Origin of the sequence: Mesorhizobium sp. M1217, from assembly GCF_040318275.1 — a bacterium.
In the GTDB taxonomy this organism is placed as follows: Bacteria; Pseudomonadota; Alphaproteobacteria; order Rhizobiales; family Rhizobiaceae; genus Mesorhizobium.
The window spans coordinates 71,993-92,015 of sequence record NZ_JAMYMA010000014.1 but is presented as its reverse complement, the minus strand read 5'-3'; the positions used below and the strand labels follow the sequence as shown (position 1 = coordinate 92,015).

Annotated in this window: 18 protein-coding genes and 4 pseudogenes; 13 read left to right on the top strand and 9 right to left on the bottom strand. The window is 59.9% G+C overall.

Features of this window, described 5'->3' with window-relative positions; genetic code table 11:
* Positions 1–8: 8 nt before the first annotated feature.
* Together NKH37_RS22905 and NKH37_RS34070 are read right to left on the bottom strand one after the other, a co-directional pair.
* Positions 9–415 (bottom strand): annotated as a pseudogene (locus tag NKH37_RS22905) (molybdopterin cofactor-binding domain-containing protein); the annotation flags it as partial.
* Positions 411–827, bottom strand: a pseudogene (locus tag NKH37_RS34070) (DHA2 family efflux MFS transporter permease subunit); the annotation flags it as partial. The pseudogenes NKH37_RS34070 and NKH37_RS22905, both read right to left, overlap by 5 nt.
* Positions 828–1,055: 228 nt before the next feature.
* Between NKH37_RS34070 and NKH37_RS22900 the strand changes: the two are divergent.
* Both NKH37_RS22900 and NKH37_RS22895 read left to right on the top strand, forming a co-directional pair.
* Complete coding sequence (locus NKH37_RS22900) at positions 1,056–2,453, top strand: cytochrome B6 (RefSeq protein WP_353041504.1); 1,398 nt, start codon at positions 1,056–1,058, stop codon at positions 2,451–2,453.
* A gap of 56 nt (positions 2,454–2,509) precedes the next feature.
* A complete protein-coding gene (locus NKH37_RS22895) occupies positions 2,510–3,112 on the top strand; it encodes a DUF4142 domain-containing protein (protein WP_352885128.1) in 603 nt (200 codons plus the stop codon).
* A gap of 344 nt (positions 3,113–3,456) precedes the next feature.
* Here the strand turns inward: NKH37_RS22895 and NKH37_RS22890 are convergent, their stop codons facing one another.
* Positions 3,457–4,167 carry an IS110 family transposase gene (locus tag NKH37_RS22890; RefSeq protein ID WP_502905998.1) on the bottom strand — a complete coding sequence of 237 codons (711 nt, stop codon included), beginning with the start codon at positions 4,165–4,167 and terminating at the stop codon, positions 3,457–3,459.
* 517 nt (positions 4,168–4,684) lie between these two features.
* On the opposite strand from NKH37_RS22890, the gene NKH37_RS22885 reads away from it, so the two are divergent.
* Positions 4,685–4,873: a hypothetical protein gene (locus NKH37_RS22885; protein ID WP_023718729.1), complete on the top strand. Its 189-nt coding sequence runs from the start codon at positions 4,685–4,687 to the stop codon at positions 4,871–4,873.
* A 313-nt stretch (positions 4,874–5,186) separates the two neighbouring features.
* On the opposite strand, the gene NKH37_RS22880 is transcribed toward NKH37_RS22885, so the two are convergent.
* A complete protein-coding gene (locus tag NKH37_RS22880) occupies positions 5,187–5,405 on the bottom strand; it encodes a KTSC domain-containing protein (protein ID WP_023722567.1) in 219 nt (72 codons plus the stop codon).
* Positions 5,406–5,718: 313 nt separating this feature from the next.
* On the opposite strand from NKH37_RS22880, the gene NKH37_RS22875 reads away from it, so the two are divergent.
* From NKH37_RS22875 to NKH37_RS22865, 3 genes are all read left to right on the top strand, one after another.
* Entirely contained in the window at positions 5,719–5,928 is a 210-nt protein-coding gene (locus NKH37_RS22875; RefSeq protein WP_023722566.1) for a hypothetical protein, read from the top strand.
* A gap of 418 nt (positions 5,929–6,346) precedes the next feature.
* Entirely contained in the window at positions 6,347–6,859 is a 513-nt protein-coding gene (locus NKH37_RS22870) for a DUF2231 domain-containing protein (protein ID WP_023722565.1), read from the top strand.
* Between the two features lie 99 nt (positions 6,860–6,958).
* Positions 6,959–7,156, top strand: coding sequence for an RNase H family protein (locus NKH37_RS22865; RefSeq protein WP_352589231.1), 198 nt, complete (start codon positions 6,959–6,961; stop codon positions 7,154–7,156).
* Between the two features lie 95 nt (positions 7,157–7,251).
* Here the strand turns inward: NKH37_RS22865 and NKH37_RS34065 are convergent.
* A pseudogene (locus tag NKH37_RS34065) lies at positions 7,252–7,456 on the bottom strand (spore coat protein U domain-containing protein); the annotation flags it as partial.
* A gap of 24 nt (positions 7,457–7,480) precedes the next feature.
* Positions 7,481–8,134, bottom strand: a pseudogene (locus NKH37_RS22855) (IS110 family transposase); the annotation flags it as partial.
* A 1,730-nt stretch (positions 8,135–9,864) separates the two neighbouring features.
* On the opposite strand from NKH37_RS22855, the gene NKH37_RS22850 reads away from it, so the two are divergent.
* Positions 9,865–10,734 carry an MBL fold metallo-hydrolase gene (locus NKH37_RS22850; RefSeq protein ID WP_352589225.1) on the top strand — a complete coding sequence of 290 codons (870 nt, stop codon included), beginning with the start codon at positions 9,865–9,867 and terminating at the stop codon, positions 10,732–10,734.
* A gap of 342 nt (positions 10,735–11,076) precedes the next feature.
* The gene (locus tag NKH37_RS22845; RefSeq protein ID WP_353041394.1) at positions 11,077–11,529 is read left to right on the top strand and encodes a YidB family protein; all 453 of its coding nucleotides are present in this window, start codon (positions 11,077–11,079) and stop codon (positions 11,527–11,529) included.
* A 187-nt stretch (positions 11,530–11,716) separates the two neighbouring features.
* On the opposite strand, the gene NKH37_RS22840 is transcribed toward NKH37_RS22845, so the two are convergent.
* Entirely contained in the window at positions 11,717–11,902 is a 186-nt protein-coding gene (locus tag NKH37_RS22840; protein WP_352494310.1) for a hypothetical protein, read from the bottom strand.
* Positions 11,903–12,723: 821 nt separating this feature from the next.
* Here NKH37_RS22840 and NKH37_RS22835 point away from each other — a divergent pair.
* Positions 12,724–13,308 carry a PHB depolymerase family esterase gene (locus tag NKH37_RS22835; protein ID WP_502905997.1) on the top strand — a complete coding sequence of 195 codons (585 nt, stop codon included), beginning with the start codon at positions 12,724–12,726 and terminating at the stop codon, positions 13,306–13,308.
* Positions 13,309–13,324: 16 nt separating this feature from the next.
* Positions 13,325–13,675, top strand: coding sequence for a hypothetical protein (locus NKH37_RS22830; RefSeq protein WP_023722557.1), 351 nt, complete (start codon positions 13,325–13,327; stop codon positions 13,673–13,675).
* A 186-nt stretch (positions 13,676–13,861) separates the two neighbouring features.
* On the opposite strand, the gene NKH37_RS22825 is transcribed toward NKH37_RS22830, so the two are convergent.
* Entirely contained in the window at positions 13,862–14,944 is a 1,083-nt protein-coding gene (locus tag NKH37_RS22825; protein ID WP_352484681.1) for a sensor histidine kinase, read from the bottom strand.
* A gap of 398 nt (positions 14,945–15,342) precedes the next feature.
* Here NKH37_RS22825 and NKH37_RS22820 point away from each other — a divergent pair, with 398 nt between their 5' ends.
* Together NKH37_RS22820 and NKH37_RS22815 are read left to right on the top strand one after the other, a co-directional pair.
* Positions 15,343–15,876 carry an alpha/beta fold hydrolase gene (locus NKH37_RS22820; RefSeq protein WP_023723255.1) on the top strand — a complete coding sequence of 178 codons (534 nt, stop codon included), beginning with the start codon at positions 15,343–15,345 and terminating at the stop codon, positions 15,874–15,876.
* Positions 15,877–16,149: 273 nt separating this feature from the next.
* A complete protein-coding gene (locus tag NKH37_RS22815) occupies positions 16,150–17,076 on the top strand; it encodes an ArsR/SmtB family transcription factor (RefSeq protein WP_352589216.1) in 927 nt (308 codons plus the stop codon).
* Between the two features lie 429 nt (positions 17,077–17,505).
* Here the strand turns inward: NKH37_RS22815 and NKH37_RS22810 are convergent, their stop codons facing one another.
* Positions 17,506–18,429 (bottom strand): glycoside hydrolase family protein, encoded by a 924-nt coding sequence (locus tag NKH37_RS22810; protein WP_352589214.1) that lies wholly within the window; start codon positions 18,427–18,429, stop codon positions 17,506–17,508.
* 420 nt (positions 18,430–18,849) lie between these two features.
* Here NKH37_RS22810 and NKH37_RS22805 point away from each other — a divergent pair, with 420 nt between their 5' ends.
* A complete protein-coding gene (locus NKH37_RS22805; protein ID WP_352814156.1) occupies positions 18,850–20,022 on the top strand; it encodes a glycosyltransferase family protein in 1,173 nt (390 codons plus the stop codon).
* Position 20,023: the final 1 nt, after the last annotated feature.

The window sequence follows — 20,023 nt, the reverse complement described above, 5'->3', positions numbered from 1 at the left end:
GCAGGCCACGAGCCGGTCTCGGAATCCACCTCGATATGGCAGATATGGGTGGCGAAGGAGACGCCGGCGCCGTGGGCGACGAGCTCACTGTGGCCGGCGATCGGTCCGCCGGTCTTCCCCGACGCGGCGTCCTCCAGCGACAGCGGCGAAAGGCCGTGCGTCGCGCCCCTGGCGATCGCGTGGCCCTTTTCCCAGGCCAGGTCGTCGACCGGGATGTCTGCGTGGCGCGGTCCCGCAGGATCTTGATGGCGCTGCGGGCGGCGGAGATCGCCGCCATCGAAGACGAGAAGGCGCCGCGGCTGCCGTCCGTCATATCGTTGTAGCCGAGGCTGGAGGTATCGGCGACCACCGCCTTGACCTGCTCATAGGGGATACCGAGTTCCTCCGCCGCCACCAGCGAAATCGAGGCGCGAGCCGCCGATGTTGCGGGCGACGTTGATCAGCGCTGACGCCTGATTGGTCTTTGCGCAGGGAGACCGACGTAAGCCGCGGTCGAAATAGGGATGATCAGGAACGCAGTCCGATCATCAGGAAGACGCGCCCAAAAGGCAAAAAGTAGTAGCTGGCGTCGGGGTGAGCGACGTCATATGCCATAGGGCGAACGTAGCCACCCACATACCCGCAGCATGGCGATGCCGCCCGGCATTATCGAGAGGCCCGACAGCGTCCCCTGTGTAGGCCAATGCCGTTTGTTGCAGCTGTGGCATGATCTGCGTTGTGCTGAACATGACGGCGCCGACTGCCATCATAACCAAGAAACATGCACCAAATTGGCGAGTGAACAGCAGGCGTATGTCGACGGTCGGATCGCCGCGGCCAATATCCCAGAAATGACTGCAAACGTCGTGATGAAGCTCGACACGAACCAGCCGTTGCGTTGGCCTTGGTCAAGGAGGATTACCGCTCTGCAATTCCAGTCGTCTTACTATCACGGCGGCTCGCCCGAGCTCATCAACGACGCGGTCCGGTTTGGTTGGAGTCACGGGAACAAACATCGCACGTGGGAGTTGGGGCGGTCTGTTCGTATTGAGACTTTCATAATCTTGGGAGGGGATATGTCACGTGTCTTCAACCTTGGCTTGCCGGCGCTGCTTGGCGCCGCCGCGGTCACGCTTACCGCTGCTTCCGATCCGCTGCCGCCAGATCTGACCTATCGTCTATTGCCAAGCCTGCCCTTTTCTGCGGTGAAGGAGAATGACGAAGCGCAAAAACCCGCCGTGATCGAGCGGCAGCGCAAGTTGCTCGAAAGCCGTTACAACCTGGCGGACCGGCCGATGCGGGGCGTCACGATGTCGGGCGGCCGGAAAGTGGTGCAGGAGGGCGTCAGGGTCAAACTCCCGGCAGGCGAGACCTGGGACAGCCTGGCCGCCAAGACTCCCCAAGAAATCCGCGACCGTGGTTTGTTGCCGAACGGCTTCCTGCCGCTGCCGCACGTCAAGCAGGCGACCGGAGGCCAGGTCTTTCCGGAAAACCAGATCAGAGAGATCGGCGCCGATGAAGGGCGCGATCTGCGGCGCTTCGACGTCGATTTCGACCTGCCCGACTATCTTACGCCGGAATTTCCACCTCCGATATTCCTCACCACGCATCCCGAACTGGGGGATGTGTCGCGCGGTGATCTGCTGACCATCCGCAACTTCTACGAATATATGAACGGCATCATCACACCCGTACAAATGGAAGGACTGCGTCTGCTGCTGACGCCCTTCCCGCAGGAGGAATTCAATCAGACCGAGGACAGAAAGGTCGCGATGCAAAGCATGGGTGTGGCATGCCTCGACTGCCATGCGAATTTCCATACCAACGCAGCCTTTCACCTGACGCCGGACGTCCGGCCACAAGCCGAGCGCTTTCGGCTCGACACAACCAGCCTACGCGGCCTGTTCAATCAGCAGATTCATGGCTCCAAGCGCTCGCTGCGCTCAGTCGAGGACTTCACGGAATTCGAGCAGCGCACCGCCTACTTCAACGGCGATCACGTGAGCGCCACCCGCAAAGGGGTGAATCTGCCCGACCGCACGAACCAGGTGGCGATGATGGCGCAGATGCAGAATATCATCGATTTTCCGCCGGCGCCGAAGCTCGACCCGTTCGGGCGGCTTGACCCGGCCACCGCAAGTGCGCAGGAACTCAAGGGCGAGCAGGTGTTCATGGGCAAGGGCCGCTGCGCCGAGTGTCATGTTCCAGGGTTGTCATTCATGGACAACAACATGCACGACCTGAAGCTCGAGCGGTTCTACAAGATCGGCGAGACCTTCAACGACCAGGTCGCCATACCGGATGGGCCGATAAAGACCTTCACACTGCGCGGGATCAAGGATTCTCCGCCCTATCTGCATGACGGCCGCCTAATGACGCTTGGCGATACCGTTGAGTTCTTCAACTTGGTGCTCGGAACGAAGCTTGACCAGCCGGAAAAGGATTCACTCGTGGCTTACCTGCTCACTCTCTGAACGAGCGAAAGAGCCGCTGCCGGGGGCCCGCCTTCGGCGCGGAATGGAGGACACTCATGCGTGCTGCCGCAATCACCTTCGCCGTGGGGCTGTCGCCTTGTTGTGCGTTGGCGCAGATCGGCAATCCGGCCGGCCTTGCTCCCGACACGAGGATGGAGAAGCCCGGAGTTCCAGCGCCGAACCAGACGAATTATCAGGATCGGCTTTTCGCCCAGCTGGTCACGGCTGGCGGCAGGGCCGAGGTGGAACTGGGTCGGCTCGCGGCCGAAAAGACAAGCCATGATGGGGTGAGCGCATTTGCAAATCGAATGGTCGAAGATCACGACGAGGCAAATAAACAGCTGAAATCCGTCGCGGACAAGAGCGAGATTCCGCTTCCCGAAGAGCTCGACCCTGATCATAAGAAAATCCGCGCTGATCTCGAAAAGCAGGACGGCGTCGCGTTCGATCTTGCTTATCTGGCTGCGCAGATCCTCGACCACCAGAAAACAGCGCAGCTTCTGGCTTGGGAGATTGGCTCCGGCGAAGATCCAGAGCTCCAGCACTTCGCCTCAGACAACCTACCAAAGGTGCTCGAGCACCTCGATATGGCGCGCACGCTGCACGCGGAACTGGCGGGACAAGCCTTGCTCGCAGCGGAAGCGCAAAAGAGCAAATAAACTGCCGGCCACATCTGCAACGTGAACAGTGCTTACGATTGCACGCGAGCCGCCAAACGCGTCAATCTTAGCTGTTGTGGCCATTCGGCGAGCTCCGCCTGTCAAACGGCCCTTTAATTGCGGGTGGTTGTCAATCCGGATCTCGCACTGCCAGCGCCGGGGTCATGGTCCTTTCCGAGGTCGAGTGCCTCATGATGATGTTCGGGTCGGGCGCCTCAACGTTTCCAACGAGATGCAGATGAACTGCTGTCAGCCGTTTGACCGAGGTCGCCGCAACCACCGTCCCGGCGGGGGACATCACGAGTTCCGCAAAGGGCCCGCGATTGGGATCGAGTGCGGATCTGTTACGCCATCTTTTCGCTGCCCCACTCGAAGCTGGTGCCGTCGACCCAAATGCAATGAAGCAGAACCGCGATCTTCCGTGCGACCGCCACCTTTGCCTTCTTCAAGCCGATCCGCCTCGACAGACGCATCCCCCAGGCTTTCAGCGTGGACCATTTCTTCGTCCGGTGCAGGAGGACACTGGCTGCTTCGTAGAGATAGGTTCGCAACAGTCGATCGCCCCAGCGTGAGACGCGGCCATTGATATCCGTTTCGCCGTCGTCTTCACGAGCGAGATGCCGGACTTGCCGATCGAGCTTCTCCTGTTCACAGCAGACCTGCTCGTGGACAGATAGAAGGGCCTGAACCAACGACCGAAGCGGATGCCCGTCAGCAACCAGCTCCCAAACCTTTCGCCGGAACTGTGACCCAATCGATCGACTGAACTGCAGCCCGTATTCCTTCAGCATGGACCGTGTCTGGTTTTCGAGATCGCGCCGGACCTCAACAAGTCTTGACCGTGCGACGAGCATGGATCTGGTGGCCTGACTCTCCGCGCTTTTGACCTTCACTTCCCGATACCAACCGACGTGAACCAGCTCGGCCAGGCCGCGGGCATCGTTCTCATCACTTTTGTTCATTCGAACTGAAAGTGCCGCCTTCGCATGCCGAGCATCAATGCAGACGACCGGCAATCCGACCCGCTTGAGCTCATGCCAGAGCCAGTTGGACATGGCCCGTCTCGAATCGGATGCGCTCGGCGTGAGGTGCCCGTTTGCGGAGCAACTCGGTCAGTGCTCCCGGATCGGACTTCACCTTCCCTTGGAAGATAGGCCTTCCAGCATCATCGTCGACGCAAACGCTGGTCTCTCGCTGCGACACATCCAATCCGACATATTGCTTCAGCCTTAGGATGGCTGGCGTATATTAGAAGCCTCTTGAAGAAGACACTGCCCGCACCAGAATCCATGGCATGGCTCGGGGAATAGGCATTGGTGACCAAGTGGCGATTACTGCCACGGTTCGAAGGCGGATAACAGAGGACCGCGTAAGCGTCTCTATCCCAGGTTACGACTTGCCACATTCCATGATCGACCACATCAAGGTGAACCGAGGCCAGCAAATTGACCTGAAAGGCGAGGTCACGCGCATCGACGAGGACACCGTGACGATCGACCTCGGGCCACTAGTCACGGTCGACCGTGACAAGCGAGAAATATCGGCCGCCAAAACGACCAAAGGCACTTGTCGATGCCCCGGATTAGAACCGACAACATCGCCACAGGCTATAAGGGCAGGCCGCATGACGGGCCGGTAGAGGACGAATCGAAGCACTTTATCTACTGCCCAGTCTGCGGCCAAACGTTCGACGCGCGCGATCTTGGACAGGTGTTCCACCACGCTGAGCCGCAGCACGAGCCGCTTCCGGTCGAGCAATAGTCCACTAGTTGAGCTCCGGCGGCAAACCGACGTTGAGACCCTTCAGCGCCAGCGACGTACGTTGGATGAGAAAAGGGTGCTGCGTGCACCGCGCCTTCCCCGCGCGCCGATGTTCCACCTGGACCGCAAAAAGTCCCGCCGCACTGCCAGAACGGCGGGACCGATCAAACGCTTTGCACCAGGCGGGGGGATGCGGGGGGGTTGGGCTTGCCAAGTGAGCGCGGACCGTAACCAACCCTAAGCGCAACAGCGGCAACGCGTCCACCAACCGCCGGTTGGAGCGACAGGACGATTGAGCCGCCGGCAGGTCAGGTCATCCCGGGTCGCTATCGCTCGCAACCAGACGGTAGCGGAAATTGTTGCGGATGTGGTCGTTGAAATAGCGGCCCTTGGCGAACGCGGCCCGGAACGCGGCAAAGGTTTCCGGCGGTACCCCCTCAAACTCGTACCGTTTACCGCTGGCGACGAACCACACCGAGAGGGTCCTTCTATCCAGATCATATTCCATCTTGCGGATCGAAGTAGATGGCATGAGCACCACAGGCCGAGGCCCGCGCCCTTGCGGGGAGCGCGGGCCGATCGGGATACCGATCTGCAGCAATACCTGGAGGGGAGGGTTCGCTGCGTGCACCGAACTTTCGCGGCGGTCCCGTGTTCCCAATCGAGATACACAAAAAGGTAGCTGCACCTTTCGGCATCACGCGCACGTTGGATTTCTGAGAAAGCGCGAGCGTCAATACTAACAATGCGGCTGGTCTCGAAGAAGCCGCCCATGACATTGCCGCTCGGGCGTCAGCCAAATGGGATTAGTTGCGCAGCATACTCATCCGGCGTGGGAGGGACACATGCCGATCCACCGAAAAGCTGAAGAGGCAGGCGTCTTCAATCCATCCGAACTCGCGTTGCTGGGCCGCGTGTTCGATCGGCTCAAGTTCGAAGGTCAATCTGAACAGCGGCGCGAAGCGCTGGCGTCTCGTATCCTTGCAAACTACACCGCTGGAATTACACACGAGGAAGAACTTGTTTCAACGTCGAAACTACCGCTGGCGCGCTAGGGAGTTGGCTTGTGTGGCGGGCCAGATCCCGCCGCGAAGGTGCGCCTGGCTTTTTGGCGTTTGCGGGCGTGCGCTCGTCAATCTAGAAACGTTGAATGTACCGCCGTCGGGCCTTTGCCCGCACCAGGACAGACCGACGGGAAGACGTATCGGCTTGTAAGCCCAGCGGCCCGCCCTTTTCCACGGCGTCGGCGGCGTCATCGTCGAGACCCACCGCGCGAACGCAGCAAGTTCTGACAGGCCGCAGGATCGGCATTTCCAAGGCCGCCGAGGCCGAATGGCGGTTCGGCTGCGCGGCTCGGAATATTTAAGTCGAAGGTTTTCATCCTGCGCATCGCGCCGCTGAGAACAACTTTCGATAGCGACTGATTGCTGCTGTTCGCCTGGAACCCCCGGGCCGCCTTCAACGTTGTTGGGCATGGCTGACGATCGCGCAAATCATCTGCTGGGCGTTGCAACCACCGCAAAGATCGGCAGCCATCCGATTCACCCCATGCTGATCCCTTTCCCGATCGCATTGCTCGTGTCGGTATTCCTGTCGGATTTAGTGTTCTGGTCGACCGGCAATGCATTCTGGGCCGAAGCATCCTTCTGGCTGCTCGGCTTTGCCCTGTTGATGAGCGCTGCCGCGGCGCTGGCCGGCTTTGCCGATTTTCTTGGAAATTCAAGGGTGCGGTCCATCAATGCCGCGTGGCACCATATGGTCGGCAACGTCGTGGCCGTGGTGCTGGCGCTGGCCAGCTTCATCCTGCGCCTAAGCGCCGGTGCCGCCGAGGGCGCCTTGCCCTGGGGCCTGGCGCTGTCGACGATTGTCGTTCTGCTGCTCCTTTATACCGGCTGGAAAGGCGGGACGCTTGTCTACGAACACAGGGTAGGCGTCCATCCCGAAGAGGGTGAGGACGTCAACTCCCGCCCGGAACTATCCCGATAGGGTTGACGAATGGCCGACCTGCCGGGAGCCGTCGTCGTGGTCACCGGCGTTGTTTCGTGTCTCTGGGATTCGTCAAATACCAGGGAGACACCATGAGTTTTGAGTTGCAGAGCCAAGGGCTGGCGCAAGGCTCAACGCAAGCCAGTTCTAAACCGTAGCCTGTGGGAGGAACTAGAAGTCCTCGTTGCCGGCCGCGATATCACCTGGGAACGGGTGCGTGGCCACAATGGCGATCCATTGAACGAGGAGGTCGACCGGTTAGCCAATGAAGCTGCTCGGTCGGCTAGGTTCTCATAAAATGCTCATTGCTGTCGGATTGGCGTTCGCGTCCATTGTTGCTTTAGCCAGGCTGCCCAAGTAAACATCGCTCCCCGGGCCGCATCGTGTCCCACTCAGTAAGTGACTGTGACGACGACAGTGTCGGTGTAAACACCGGCCGACGGCATGGCCTGCGGAGGCACCCGGCCATAAACGGTCAAGGCTGGGGTGTCCGGTGCCAGTTCCCGTCACCATGCTGCCAGCCATCGACGCATCACCCCAAGGCTGAGTTCGGGCAATGTCCTTGTAGAGCCCGTAAGTCACGGTTCCGCCCCCTTTGACATTTGCGGCTGCGGGGGTGAACCGGCGGTCGAGGCTGCCCAGTTCCGGCATTTCGGCGATCAGGCTGCGGGCAACGACAGGACCGACACCCGGCACGGAGGAAAGCAGCTTTTCGTTGACCCGCCAGACTGGGGACTTGCGGATATGATCGTCCATGCCCGCATCGAGGCTTGCCAGCTCAGGCCGAAGCGCGACGAGCAGCCGGTGGATGCTCTTTTGCGCCTGTTTCGCGATGACCGTGCGAGCACGGTTGTCCTCCGCCACAATCATCTGCACGATCTGACGCCGGCGGGCGACGAGCTCGGCCAGGGCCTCGGTTTCGGCGTCGCGCAATGGCCGCAATTGCGGCCTGGTCGCAGCGATGAAAGCGGCAATGACGGCAGCATCGATCGGGTCGGTCTTGGCCCGCTTGCCGAGTGCATTGGCATAGGCGCGCACCTGCGCCGGATTGACCACAACAATCGCCAGGCCGGCGCCTGCCAAGGCGGCGACCGCCCGTCTCTCGAAGCTGCCTGTCGGCTCCAATCCGACAACGGCCGGCGAAAGGGCTGCCAGCCGCCGAACCAGATCCTCCACCCCGGCGTGGTCATTCTCCACCGAGAACGCCTCGCCGGACGGCAAAACATGCACGTCGAGCCGATCCTTGGAAACGTCGATGCCAACAATGATTTCCATCCTGTCCCATCCTTGCCTAATCGGGCTTCGCTTGCGGCCCAGGCGACTGTTCGGGTTCGATGGAACGGCGGACGAAGACCCTTGCTCTCCCACGGCCTCGATCACCCAAAGATGCTCCGGTCTCCGGTCCGCCACCGCACCTGCCTTCATAGCACAGTCGGCAAAAAACGATACACGTTGGCCTCCTTGGCAGCCGCCTCAAAGGCTGACGACCTCTTGGGGGAAGACTCTGTCCTCGAACGCGTCCACGCAGGATTGGACCGCCTTGGTCCACTTCGGACTCTTTGTGTCCCACGCCATGAGTTCCTCGGCGGCTCCCTCGACGTGGCTGACCCCATTGCGAATGCCCGGACGTTTCGTTTTCACGTAGACCGGAGGGTTGAACGAGAGGGGAGCCATGAGGGGGAACTTAGAGCGACAAGAGCCCGCTGACCAACCCAGTTGTAGCCGCAGCCAAGGGAACGATGTAGGCCCTCGCGGGTTTAGAGGTTGCAGTGGTCCTTCTCGGATGTGCAGCCGCTGTGGCGGGGTCCGTCGCCTCCCCTTGCTGGCGGCGGGCTCCTTTCGCGAAGGCGGTGTTGGTCAGAGACACCTAGAACCTTATACCGCATCCAATTTAGCTAGTTGTCATTGGGGGGAGCAATGTCCCCTCCTCTTTTGCAGCAGCTAGGAATGCCTTGCGGGCCTCCTCAGGTTCCATCTCGTCGAAAAATTACGGCCATGCAAACGCGCACCGCGAGGTCCCACCAAGGACCACGCTTGGTCCACTTCATCAGCTCCTCGCCGGCTGCCTCGGCGTTGTTGACATTGCGGATGATCCCGGGACGCTCGGTCTTGACGGGGACCGGAGGGTTGAACCAGTGGAGAGCCATGCGGTCACTCTTTGTCGACCTTATCAAGTTCCTCCAGCAAATACCTTTGCTCAGCCCGCAGTTCCCGTTCTACAGGCAGATATAGCAGGTTGCGAAGGTAATTACGGATTACCTCTGACTATTGAATGCGCAGGACGGCGCGCTTCCGTTGCGATGCCACAGCGGCTGAAGTTGGCTGACAGCTACTCGCGACCGTCAAAAGCCACGCAGAGGCCCAAGGCAGTTGCTGCCTCGACGATTGCCTCGGTTAGTTCTTCGTCGGAGGCCACCAAATAAGGCGCAGTCTCCCGAGCTTCGCGTAGTGCCGCTTTGATCGAGACGGTGTCGCCACGGTCCGTCGCGGATGGTGCGAAGGCCGAGTTCGGCGCAGCCGCGGTAGGCGCCCAGGGCATGCAAATTATGCGAGGTCGCACGAATAAGATCGAGGCGAACCCCGTCCTTGCGCCGGTGCGAGGAGCACTCAAAGCCTGCCATGAAAAACTGGCGAAGCGCGAAGCTTGCGGAACCGGAGCCTCCAGAACCGGAGCCTCCACCTGGTGCTCGTCCCTGCGCCCCACTTCGCTCATTCGAAGTCTCCTTTCAGCAGTCGGCTTCGAACTCGGCCGCCTTGTTAGGACCGGGAACCGCGTTGGCGAAATACCGCATCCAATCGGGCGCGCGCCATCTTCGTTGCTCAGTCCAGCTCGTCCTTGCGTGGCCGGGTAATGCCGAACCGATTGGTCGAGCCTTGTTCCTGTGGTGGACTGTCCGGAGCTGGGGGCGAATGAGGAACAAGGGGGGCCGTGCCAAGTTCGGGGCGATGTACCACCGCCGATCGACTCGAGCGGCTGCTCAGCAACAAGAGAGGCACGGGATCACATGACCGTTCAGATTCGACTTTCCGAGATCGACCACGCCAGGCGCGAGGATCGTGGCGACGGCGCTTGGAGCATCGCACCGGACTTGGGCTATTTGCGGCTAGCAATCGTCAATGTCGTGTTCTTCGGCGCACCGGGCAGCGGAGATCGGAACTGGGTGCTGATCGATACCGGGTTGCCGACGTCCCGCAGCAGCATTCTTGCGGTCGCGGAAAGGCGGTTTGGCACGAACGCACGGCCGGCCGCGATCATCCTGACCCACGGCCATTTCGACCATGTGGGAACGGTTCTAGACCTCGCAAATAAATGGGACGTGCCTGTCTTCGCGCATCCACTCGAGCACCCCTATTTGGACGGAACCGCATCCTATCCGCCACCCGATCCCTGGGTCGGGGGTGGACTGATGGCGCTGCTGTCGCCGCTTTTTCCACGCGGGCCAATTGATCTTGGCAACCGTTTGGAACTCTTACCTGCCGACGGATCGATCCCCGGAATGCCCGGATGGCGATGGTTACACACACCCGGGCACGCGCCTGGGCATATCTCGCTCTGGCGCGAGAAGGACCGTTCGCTGATCGTAGGGGACGCTTTCATCACCACCGGTCAGGAGTCAGTCTATGAGGTCGCCGTTCAGGATCTTGAGATGCACGGTCCGCCGCGCTACTTCACGCCGGACTGGGATGCGGCGGAAAGATCCGTGAAGCACCTGGCTGCCCTGAACCCGCAGATGGTCATCAGTGGACACGGTGCGGCTGCTGCGGGAGTGGGCATGCGTCACGCTCTTGACAGCCTGGCTGAGCGGTTCAGGGTGTTCGCCGTCCCGCCGAAATTGAAATTTGTGCGCGAGCCGGCGGCAGTCCAAGGTAGCTGAGGCTAACCGAGCCGCCGCCGTTCTGAAGTATGGTCAAGTTGGGCAGACGCTATTTCTCGAGCCGGTAGAGTTACCCGTCGGGTCGTGCCCCCTACCGTCGCCGACAAACTCTGACAAGCGGAACAAACCCGGAAGGCGCCGGGTTAGGGCGTTCGATCGGCGCAGGCGACAGCGGCCAAGCGCCCCGAAGTTCTGCGTCAGGAGAAGACGTCAGATGGAAAAGAGTACCCGAGGACGCGCCCTCTCCGCCGGCGAGCCGACCGGCAAGAAGTTGTTCGAGCCCACACGCGTCGGCATCCGCCGAGACTTGGCTTCGATTCGCTCAACCGTGGAGGAGACCAAATGGCAAATCTGGGAAGATTGGCGATCGCCATGCTTGGCGTTCTGGCATACCAAAATCGCGACAAGCTCTGTGAATTGATTCCGGGAGCGGGGTATCTTAACCCAAACGACCCGCAACGCAGAATTCTGGCTCAGATAACGAATGGCGTGTCGAGGGCTGACCTTGGTGAGATCCTCGACCGGTTCAGGGAGGTGGGGGCAGGATCGAAGGTCGACTCGTGGGTTGGCAGCGGGCCAAACCAACCGATCGAGCCAAGGGAGGTCGAAGCGGCAATGGACGAAGGTACACTCACGTCCATTTTGATGCACACGGGTCTTTCGCGCGACGAGCTAATCAGAAGGATTGCGCGGGATCTACCCGAGACAGTCAACGAGATCACGCCGAATGGTGAATGGCCGCCTGAGCCGACACAAGGCTTGGATAAGTCGACGCTGCTCGACAATGTATCGTAGGGGACGCAGCCAGGAATGCAGCCGGCCAAGGCGAGATCCAGTACTCTACACCGGGGAATCCAATTGCTCGGACGCACCCAGTTGGACAGCCCGCCAGCCGCAAGTTACCGGCCTTGGGAAGGCTCGTCGGTCGTGTCCCATCAGGTGGTGTAGCTCGGCGGTTACGAAGCCGCTCGCGAGCGCGCCGTCAGTAGCGAGTGGGGCGGCCGAGGTCGCGGGGCAGCGGTGGTCCAAGCATCGGGGGCTTGGGCTTGATCCCGGAATAGTCCTTAGACAGCCTTTCAATTGCCTCCGTGGTTGGCTTCCGCTCAGTGTTGTAAAGCTCGTCAGCCTGCTCTTTGATGCGCAGCGCCGGTCCCTGCAGCGCCATCATGGTGACGCCTAGCTAGAACGGTGCCGGAAGCAACAGCTGCAATGGCGACAATAATGCTGCGCTTGAAGCGCACAGCGCGGCGAGGCGAGGCCCGCAGCTGCAGCTGTTCTGGATCGAGTTTCGGTGTAGCATCGGAGCGGGGAGTATCCGTCATGGACCGCATCCCGTTCATCGAGATCTCCAGCCCCACACGATCTGAGAAGGCGGCCGGGAGATGGGGCAGAAGTCGGGTGCTCCGCGTTAAGTGAAGCATGCGGCAACGGAGGCACGCCTTGCGAAGCTCGCCGGTCACTGTCGTGTCATGTTCCCGTAGACCTCCGGAGTGCGCCACCGTCCGCCCATCACTTGGTTTGTCTTGGCGGGGCGGTTGCGGCAAGCGCGTCGGCCGACAAAGCGTCTGTTGAACTGCTACGCCCAGAATACATCGCCATCGCAGCGGCAGCGCAGGGCGGCAAGCGGCACCGCGACAAGGAAGCGGTCTGCCCACCATCAGGTTTCCTCCAAGCCCAGCTCCAGGGCTCGGCCGGACTTTGTCTCCCCACCTACCTTGCTATTGTGCAATGCGGCAGCGATATTGCTGCGTATGCGTTGCGCGGATCGAGGTCCATTCGGGCATCACAACCGGAGGCGGCTCGATTGCGAAAAAAATCCGATACGTCGCAAGTATCGCCGCGTTGTAAGCGCGATATGCGTCACATACTCCCAAACGTAGCGGGTCGAACCATCTGCAGACGCTGGCCGAGTTCGGTACCAAACCCGGCGCGTTGGGGGCCACGTTTTATCTTCCCGATGAACTGCCCAAAGGCGCTCCGCTCGTCGTCATGCTGCATGGCTGCACCCAGACTGCGGCAGCGTACAACCGTCACTCCGGATGGTCGCGACTTTCGGACGAAACCGGGTTCGCCCTGCTCTTTCACGAGCAGCAACGCGGCAACAATCCAAACCTCTGTTTCAAATGGTTCCAGCCTGACGACGCCAAGCGCGGTTCGGGCGAGGCGCTTTCGATCCGCCAGATCAAGACGATGGTCGTCACCCACGGTATCGACCACGGGCTTTTCGGCTGGAGGCGCAATGGCAGCGGCCATGCTGGCGACATATCCGGAAGTATTTGGAAGGCTGTGCGATATTGCCGGCCTGCCCTACGGCAGCGCAACGACACACCGGACGCGTTCGATAGAATGCGTGGACATGGCGGCCCGTCGGAACAGGATCTGCAACGAACTCCGCGGCGCGTCGCATCATCGAGGACCGTGGCCGAAGATCTCAGTTTGCCACGGCACCGCCGACCAGACGGTTTCGCCTTCCAACGCCGAAGCGCTCACGAGCCACTGGCGGGAGGTCCATCGGGCAAAAGCGCTAACGCATCTTTAGGCTGCCGGCCAGCACGCAAAGCAAGTTTGGCGTGATGGCGCGGGAGAAGTCTTGATCGAGGTCAACATGATCGCTGGGATGGGCCACGGTACACCGCTCGGCAACGGCCTCGGCGCTCCGGGACCCTTTATGCTTGATGTCGGCATCTCTTCCACTCAGGAGATCGCGCGGTTCTGGGGCATCTTGGTAACGGAGAAGGGTGTCTCCACGACATCGAGGCCAGAGTTGCCTGCTCGCCAGCACGTGCCATCCCGTTTGGAGATACCAGCTATGGAAAAGGCGAAGACGGCGTCCTCGGAGTCAACCGCCACCCTCCAGTCCCCGCGTACTAACGCATCGGGCCAGCCGGGCGTGAAGAACCTCATCGAGCACGCCCTTCGGACAGCGGGCCTTATGCGCTAACCCAAGCGAGCGCACCGCCCCCACACGTCGTCCCTGCTTCCCCGCCAATAATAATGCGGCCCTTCGACCGGGAAATTTGGACCGCGTGATGGAAGCCGTCTCGAAGACCTCGGGCCTATTTGCAAGCACACTGTTCAAGGCCGCGATATGAACGCAACCCAGTGCAGTATGTTCGACGGCAATTTTTCAGCTTGCTGCCGCCGATCGTTTGAAGATGATGGTCACCTTCGTCCCTTTGCTAGCGCTAGAGTCGACTGCGAACTGCGCCTTGGCGTTCTCGGTCAGCGAGCGCGCGATCAGCGCTCCGAGCTTGCCTGGCTTGGGCCACGTCTCGCCTTCCGGCAGGCCGATTCCGTCGTCCGCCACTATAACCCGGCAGCCGTCGCCATTGACGATGCTGTGCAGCGTTATCGTGCCGCCGTCGCGTCCCCGGAACGCATGCTTTAGTGAATTGGTCAGCAATTCGTTCACGACCAGTCCCGCCGGCATGGCGACGTTTATTGACACGGGATATGTATCGACCTTCATATCCAGGCGGATCCCCTCGACTGCATGCGAACTCATCACCGCGGACGCGATCTGGCTGAGATAGACGCCAAGATCGACCTCCTCCTTCGGCTCGTCGGCCGTTAGCGTCTGGTAGAGGATCGCCAGAGCGTCGACGCGACCGGCGAGCCGCTCAAACCGTCTCCGGTCGGCCTCGGTTGCGTTGCGGCTTTCCAGCCGGATCAGTGCAGTGATCATCTGCAGGTTGTTCTTTACCCGGTGCTGCAGTTCGCGTAGCAGCGTGTCTTTCTCGCTGACACGCTCCTCCACCGAGCGCTCATCTCCCGCCTCGCCATGGGCCGATACGTCGACCAGCGCCACCAGCCGGAAGCACATCTTGCCGTTGTCGTCCTCGATCACGTTGGAATAAACGTCGACGATCGCCGGCTTGTCCTCGTTGCGCTCCAGCCTGTAGGTGCCGACTAAATCGGTTCCCTCGACCACGGCCTCGGCAAGCGGCCGGTCCTTCTGCTCGTGGAGGCCTTTGCCCAAAAGGGCTGCCCAGTTTTCCCGGGTGAGCCTGGCGGCCATCAGGCCTGAGAGCTTCTCGAATTCGGGATTGGCGTAGACCACACGCTCCTCAGCGGCAAGGTCGGAAACGGCTATGGCGATCGGCACCTGGTCAAGGAATTTTTTGAACTGTTCGCTTTCCAGTGCGGTTGCAAGCTCAGGTGTATCCAGCAACTGCTCGACCGCCGCGGGCTTCTCTGAATCAGATGTCATTTGCGCGCCTGTTCCGTGCGTACAATATCAACAATCCAGCGCCCTCGCCATCGCCAAAGCTGGACACTGCATTTTCATGCGCCGCGTATAGGCCTCGAGGAACAAGTCGCCAGTCAGCTGGACTTCATGCGGGCCGAGAACGATAGCGTGAATGCGATCACGCAGATGACCACCGGCCAACTGAACCAGCTACCTGAGCATCACGATAGCTTATCTATCTTGGCCCGGCCCTGCCCGGCCTTTACAGACGTGCGCTGACGCGATGGTCGAGCCATATCGACTCGCCTACATCGTATGTTCACGACAGCGGAAATCGCCTGTGGGCAATGCAACCAGGCAGATCATCGAAGATTGCCCGGGACATCACGTCGCCGAGGGAAACCGGGCATCGTATTCGCATGCTGATGCGCGAGGTCAACCATCGCGTCAAATCAGTATTCGATCATCATTTCGATCCGCGAGACCAACAAGCGGGCCGAAAGCCCGGCCGCATTGGAAGCGCATTGTGTCACACATTTATGCCACTCCTTGTCAGGCTGACTTGGCCGCTGGCAGTGCCGAAGATATTTGGGCCGGCTGCAGTGTCGACCGTCTCCGCTTCGGCTATGAAGGAACTTGCAAGCCGTCCCTCGCAATTGCGGTCCACCTCAGCGGAATCGGGCTTACTTGTTCCGTCGGCGCTGCTTCGCTCCAGCTATAAAGAGGTATCGGTGCCTGCCGGAATCCTAGCCGGCGATGGTGACCGCCTGCTCGATGCGAAGGGGCAGGCCCACCGCCTTCATGCTGATGTGCCAGGTTCGCTGATTCATATCGTGCAGAATTCCGGTCACATGGTGCACCACAGCGCGTCCCAAGCCGTCCTTGCCATGATCCATACAGTGGTCGCCACGGCGGGAGCGAACGATGAAGCATTGCGGCGCACCCATGACTAGCCCCCCGCAACGCTACCGGTGCGACTCGCGGCTTGCTGCAATCGATGCGTGCCTTGCCGAGCTGCGCGGCAAACAATTTAGACCTGAGCCAAACATCCTTGTTGCGGTGTGGCTTCAAATGCGTACCGAACGTGGAGCCGCTTGCATGTAACCAAATTGCCGGCTCGGCGTTTCCTTCGACGCCGTTGCAACGGTCCCGCCCACCAACGCAAGCTTACAGAACACGAATTAGCGAGGCGATAGCTTCTTCCACAAGTATAGACTGGCAAATTCATGGGTCGTAATTTTCTGGTGATTGAACCTGAGGAAGGCATTGCCGTGCTCAAGGGGCTTGCCTCCTCGGCGCGTATCTCGATGCTGAAACTGCTGCATGAGAAGGGGCCGATGAATGTCAACGAAATCGCCGCCGTGCTGTCGCTGCCGCAGTCGACCGTCTCGACCAACATCCAGGTGCTGGAGGATGCGGGGCTGATCCGCACCGAGCACCTGAAAGCGAAGAAGGGCAGTCAGAAAATCTGTTATCCGACGGCCGAAGAAGTGCTCGTAGTGTTCAAGGGCGAATATCGTGCGGTCAAGAACGACGCGATCGAAGTGTCGATGCCGATCGGGCTTTACACCGGCTTCGAGGTTACCGCGCCCTGCGGCCTTTGTTCGCCGGACGGCATCATCGGTCTGCTCGATGTTCCCAACACTTTCCTCGATCCGGATCGTATGAAAGCCGGGCTGTTGTGGTTCACCCGCGGTTTTGTCGAATACCAGTTTCCCAATAATGCCAAGCTCGCCAATGCCGAGATCACCGAGCTCGAAGTGGCGATAGAGCTGTCTTCGGAAGTGCCGGGCACCAGCGCCGATTGGCCGTCGGACATCACGCTGACGATCAATGGCGTCGATGTCGGCACCTGGACGTCGCCGGGGGATTTCGGTGACAAACGCGGCGTCTTCACGCCGTCCTGGTGGAAACTCAAGGGTTCGCAATACGGCAAGCTCAAGAACTGGCGAATTGCCAATGACGGCACCTATGTCGACGGCCTCAGGATTTCCGAAACCGGCCTCGCCGCACTCGATCTGAAGAGCCATCATTCAATCCGCGTCCGTATCGGCGTCAAGGACGACGCCAAGCGCCCTGGCGGGATCAACATTTTCGGCAAGGGCTTTGGAAATTACGATCAGGACATCCTGCTCAGGATCAAAACCGGTTGATATCATCGATCCCGGTTTGAAAAATAGTGAACCCAATTTCAGCTGCTTCCTTTCATCTAGCCAACTCGCATCCAATGGTCAGACTTACGGCTATCTTGTCACCGGCGCTGAGAAACCGATTGGCACGACTGGTCTCACCGAGGAGTTCGAAGAGAGAATTTAAATGTAGTATCTGACGACCAGCTTACCTTGATCCATTTTATACTCTCAACCTGCCTCGTCGCAGGCTTCGCCGACTGCCTACGTCATCCGCCTGGGACATCTAGCCCATCCGTTATCGCTTGACGACCATTGATCCGAAACGGCGACTGGCAGCACCATTGTGATGAGCAAGCTTAATCTGTGCCTTTCTTGGGTTTTGTCGGCGTCCGTCGGCAATGCGACCTGGACGAGGTGGGTAGCCCAGCGGCTACGATTGGATCACGTTCTCTAGGCTACTCTGGAAAGTATGTGCCGATCCAAGTCGCACTTGGCCAAGCCATATCGCCAGCGGTGGTTCGTCGTCTCGCGTCTGCTCTGGTAGAACAAAGTCAATTGCCGGCCTTCGATCATTACGGTCGAATGGCCATTCTCGCCGGGCTCACCAGGGTCGAGAACGGGGCCAACGGAAACGTAGGGACCCTTGACGTCATCGGCGATGGCGAAGAAGACGCGCTGCCGGCTGCCGCGCGGACCTTCGGGGAGGAAGCAGGTGGCGTTAAGAAGCACACGACCGTCCGGGAGCTCGACGAGCTGCGCGCCTTCGATCCCCCATTCGTAATCCGGGTGTTCGCGCGCATTGTGATGCGGCACGTCGAGATGATCGAGTATTTTGCCGAGACGTTTCCATGGCCCGAACCAGGAATCGGATTGGCTGCGCGCCAGATAGACATCAGGCTGGGGCACCTTGGTGAATTTGGGCATGCCTGAATAGACGATGTAGCGCTTGCCGTCGACGATTGCCGGATGGGGATCGTAGATGCCGTCCTCATCGGTGTCGGGCAGCGACAATATCGCCGGATTGAGCACCACCCAATGAAAGCCGTCATTGGAGACCGCGTGCTCGCAACGTCCGCCGGACTTCATGAATTCGGTCTGGATGAACATATGGAAGACGCCGCACTCATGAATGACGCCGGGCGCCGCAATGCCCGATCCGGTTACCGGCAAAACGATCGCCTCGTGCTCTGTCCAGGGTCCATAAAGATCCGGCGCTGTGGCGTGGAGGATTTTCCAGCTCTCGGTTGTGACGGTGCCGCTGGAGCCGAAGACGTGCCAGAGCGTGCCATCGAACACCGGACAAGGGTCCTTCAGATCATCCACCGCCTGCGGGTGAAACAGTGGAAAGACGTTGGTTTCAAAGTCGATCTTCATTCGCAAGCATTCCCGCGATTGTTTCGCGGACCCCTTTCATTTGGACCGTCTGCGTGACTCAGCCGAATCGATTCGCAGCCCTCATTTATAACTCCGCCCATGAACGGTTGTTGAACGATTGAACGATTTCAACCGTTCTGTGGCAATGCGCCACATTTTGGGTGAGGTCACGCACGGCGCGGGGCTTCAGCTTCTGGAGCGGCCATCATGTCAGCCGGATGCAGGGTCGTTCGGCTTGACCTTCTCTGTTGAGCCATGGCCGGAATGGAGCGGACCGCTGGCCTCGCCCGAGACAGTTTGGAACTATGGAACAACTTACTGGGATGAAAGTTATATAGATGGCTGCGAATTTCATTCGAAGCTGCCTCGATTAACGTATGTTAGCCGAGGCAATTTCTAATTGTAACGAAGGATTTCTATATGGAAATGGCGGTGGGCACCTCCCTAAAACCAAACACCACCGTACAGTCGTCAATTTTACTTTGCTTTTCCCACCTCCGATGGAATTTTGTATTCCAAAGACCGCAACAGATTCTGACGCTCGCCTCAAAACAGCAGCAGCTAATTTATTTCGAGGAGCCGATCTTCGACGAAAGGCGCCACGCTTCGACGCGGGTGAACGATGTTTCACCTACGATCAGGATTGTGACGCCGCTGATCCCAGTTGGTACTTCCGCGACCAGGGCGAACGCGATCCAGCGCAGGTTCGTCGATCAGATCCTCGCCTCCACGCCGCATGACCGATTGACGACCTGGTATTACACGCCCATGGCGCTACGCTTCAGCGATCATCTCGCCTGTGACGTCTGCGTCTACGACTGCATGGATGAACTCTCCGCGTTCAAAGACGCTCCCGCAGAGTTGACGCAGTTGGAAAAGGCGCTGTTGCAACGTGCCGATGTCGTCTTCACGGGCGGGCAGAGCCTTTACGAGGCCAAGCGAAGCCTGCATCGTTCGATCTTTGCTTTTCCAAGCAGCATCGACGTTGCACATTTCCATCAGGCGAGAGAGCCGGGTGAGGACCCACTCGACCAGGCCAACATACCTCACCCGAGAGTGGGGTATTTCGGGGTCATTGACGAGCGGCTCGACGTCGAATTGGTAGCGGAGACGGCTGCAGCAATGCCGGACGTGCAATTCGTCATGCTCGGCCCTGTGGTCAAGATCGATCCGGCGAGGCTGCCCACGGCAAGCAACCTGCATTGGCTGGGCGGCAAGTCCTATGCCGACCTGCCACGCTACCTCCGGCATTGGAGTGCCGGCTGGATGCCTTTCAAGCTCAACGAGGCGACACGCTACATCAGTCCGACAAAGACTCCTGAATTCCTGGCGGCAGGACTGCCGGTGGTTTCGACAGCGATCGTCGACGTCGTGCGCACCTACGGCGCCGAAGGCCTTGTCGACATTGTCGACGCCGAGGATGTCGAAGCCAAGCTTCGATCCATCCTGGCGCGTCCTCGCGATTTCCTGGTGGAGAAAGCCGACGCCTACCTCGCCGATATGTCCTGGGACAAGACCTGGAATGCGATGGCGGCCCACATCCAGCGCGCCCACGCGATGAAGAGCGTCGTGCCGTTGCTGAGGGGAGCGTGAG

Bases quoted from the DNA above. Each gene is read 5' to 3' on its own strand.
- NKH37_RS22900 (WP_353041504.1), top strand. From the start codon at position 1,056: ATGTCACGTGTCTTCAACCTTGGCTTGCCGGCGCTGCTTGGCGCCGCC.
- NKH37_RS22895 (WP_352885128.1), top strand. From the start codon at position 2,510: ATGCGTGCTGCCGCAATCACCTTCGCCGTGGGGCTGTCGCCTTGTTGT.
- NKH37_RS22890 (WP_502905998.1), bottom strand. From the start codon at position 4,167: ATGTCCAACTGGCTCTGGCATGAGCTCAAGCGGGTCGGATTGCCGGTC.
- NKH37_RS22885 (WP_023718729.1), top strand. From the start codon at position 4,685: ATGCCCCGGATTAGAACCGACAACATCGCCACAGGCTATAAGGGCAGG.
- NKH37_RS22880 (WP_023722567.1), bottom strand. From the start codon at position 5,405: ATGCCATCTACTTCGATCCGCAAGATGGAATATGATCTGGATAGAAGG.
- NKH37_RS22875 (WP_023722566.1), top strand. From the start codon at position 5,719: ATGCCGATCCACCGAAAAGCTGAAGAGGCAGGCGTCTTCAATCCATCC.
- NKH37_RS22870 (WP_023722565.1), top strand. From the start codon at position 6,347: ATGGCTGACGATCGCGCAAATCATCTGCTGGGCGTTGCAACCACCGCA.
- NKH37_RS22850 (WP_352589225.1), top strand. From the start codon at position 9,865: ATGACCGTTCAGATTCGACTTTCCGAGATCGACCACGCCAGGCGCGAG.
- NKH37_RS22845 (WP_353041394.1), top strand. From the start codon at position 11,077: ATGGCAAATCTGGGAAGATTGGCGATCGCCATGCTTGGCGTTCTGGCA.
- NKH37_RS22840 (WP_352494310.1), bottom strand. From the start codon at position 11,902: ATGATGGCGCTGCAGGGACCGGCGCTGCGCATCAAAGAGCAGGCTGAC.
- NKH37_RS22835 (WP_502905997.1), top strand. From the start codon at position 12,724: ATGCTGCATGGCTGCACCCAGACTGCGGCAGCGTACAACCGTCACTCC.
- NKH37_RS22825 (WP_352484681.1), bottom strand. From the start codon at position 14,944: ATGACATCTGATTCAGAGAAGCCCGCGGCGGTCGAGCAGTTGCTGGAT.
- NKH37_RS22820 (WP_023723255.1), top strand. From the start codon at position 15,343: ATGCTGATGCGCGAGGTCAACCATCGCGTCAAATCAGTATTCGATCAT.
- NKH37_RS22815 (WP_352589216.1), top strand. From the start codon at position 16,150: ATGGGTCGTAATTTTCTGGTGATTGAACCTGAGGAAGGCATTGCCGTG.
- NKH37_RS22810 (WP_352589214.1), bottom strand. From the start codon at position 18,429: ATGAAGATCGACTTTGAAACCAACGTCTTTCCACTGTTTCACCCGCAG.
- NKH37_RS22805 (WP_352814156.1), top strand. From the start codon at position 18,850: ATGGAAATGGCGGTGGGCACCTCCCTAAAACCAAACACCACCGTACAG.